This window comes from Enterobacter cloacae complex sp. GF14B, assembly GCF_004136805.1.
GTDB classification, from domain to species: Bacteria; Pseudomonadota; Gammaproteobacteria; order Enterobacterales; family Enterobacteriaceae; genus Enterobacter; species Enterobacter hormaechei_C.
In genome coordinates, this window is sequence record NZ_QFRV01000227.1 from 1 (window position 1) to 1,893 (window position 1,893).

General features: G+C 65.2%; 1 protein-coding gene. It reads left to right on the top strand.

Going from position 1 to position 1,893, the window contains the following annotated elements; genetic code table 11:
- On the top strand, positions 1-1,893 hold a 1,893-nt coding region (locus DD606_RS24875), incomplete at both ends, for an amino acid adenylation domain-containing protein (protein ID WP_129259425.1).

The window sequence follows — 1,893 nt, forward strand, 5'->3', positions numbered from 1 at the left end:
GGCCGCCTGACCGGACGGCTGGACTACGCCGCCGGGTTTATCTTTATGCGCCGCATGGGCTCCGCCGCGCTGACCGCGACCGGACCGGTGCTCAACGTCCTGCCGCTGGCGGTGAATATTCGCCCGCACGAGAGCCTGCCGGAACTGGCGCTGCGCCTGGCGAACCAGCTGAAAAAGATGCGTCGCCATCAGCGTTACGACGCCGAACAGATCGTGCGCGACAGCGGACGTGCCGCAGGCGATGAAGCCCTGTTTGGTCCGGTGCTGAACGTCAAGGTGTTCGATTATCAGCTGGATATCGACGGCGTGGAGGCCATTACCCACACGCTGGCGACCGGCCCGGTGAACGATCTGGAGCTTGCGCTGTTCCCGGACGAGCAGGGCGGACTGAGCATTGAGATCCTCTCCAACGGGCAGCGTTACGACGAGGCGACGCTAAAGGGTCACGCGGCGCGGCTGAACGCAATGCTGACGCAGTTTGCCGCCAACCCGGACCTGCGCTGTGGCGACGTGGAAACCGTATCAGAGCAGGAGTATGCCCGGCTGGCGCGCATTAACGATACCGGGCTGGCGCTGCCGTCCACCACGCTGGCGGATCTGGTCGCGGAGCAGGCGAGCAAAACGCCGGACGCCCCCGCGCTGGCGGATGCCCATACTGAACTGAACTACCGCCAGATGCGCGAGCAGGTGGTCGCGCTGGCAAACCTGCTGCGCGCGCGCGGCGTGAAGCCGGGCGACAGCGTGGCGGTGGCCCTGCCGCGCTCGGTGTTCCTGACGTTAGCCTTGCACGGCATTGTGGAGGCGGGCGCCGCGTGGCTGCCGCTCGACACCGGCTACCCGGACGATCGCCTGCGGATGATGCTCGAGGACGCGAAGCCGTCCCTGCTCATTACCACCGACGAGCAGCTTCCGCGCTTTAGCGATCTGCCGATCGCCACCTTTAGTTACAACACACTATTACCGGCCACCGATGCTGAACCTCTGCGCCTGGCGAAGCCGGAGCAAACCGCGTACATCATCTTTACCTCCGGTTCGACAGGGCGTCCAAAAGGGGTGATGGTCGGCCATACCGCCATCGTTAACCGCCTGAAGTGGATGCAGGATCATTATCCACTGACGGCGCATGACGTGGTGGCGCAGAAAACGCCGTGCAGCTTTGACGTGTCGGTGTGGGAGTTCTGGTGGCCGTTTATCGCCGGGGCAAAGCTGGTGATGGCCGAGCCGGACGCGCACCGCGATCCGCAGGCGATGCAGAGCTTCTTCGCAGAATATGGCGTAACCACCACCCACTTCGTGCCGTCGATGCTGGCGGCGTTCGTCGCCTCGCTGACGCCGGAAAACGCCCACTGTTGCAGGACGCTGAAGCAGGTGTTCTGTAGCGGCGAGGCGTTGCCGACTGCGCTGTGTCGCGAGTGGGAACAGCTCACCCATGCGCCGCTGCACAACCTCTATGGCCCGACCGAAGCGGCGGTGGACGTCAGCTGGTATCCGGCGTACGGCCCCGAGCTGGCGGCGGTGGAGGGCAACAGCGTGCCGATCGGTTTCCCGGTATGGAATACGGGGCTGCGCATTCTGGATGCGATGATGCGCCCGGTACCGTTCGGCGTGGCGGGGGATCTGTATCTCACCGGCATCCAGCTGGCGCAGGGGTATCTGGGACGCCCCGACCTTACCGCCAGCCGCTTTATCGCCGACCCGTTCGCGCCGGGCGAGCGGATGTACCGCACCGGTGACGTTGCCCGCTGGCTGGATAACGGCGCGGTGGAATATCTGGGCCGCAGCGACGACCAGCTGAAAATTCGCGGCCAGCGCATCGAGCTGGGTGAAATCGACCGGGCCATGCTTGCGCTGCCGGATGTGGCCCAGGCCGTGGCGCACGCCTGCGTGTTCAAC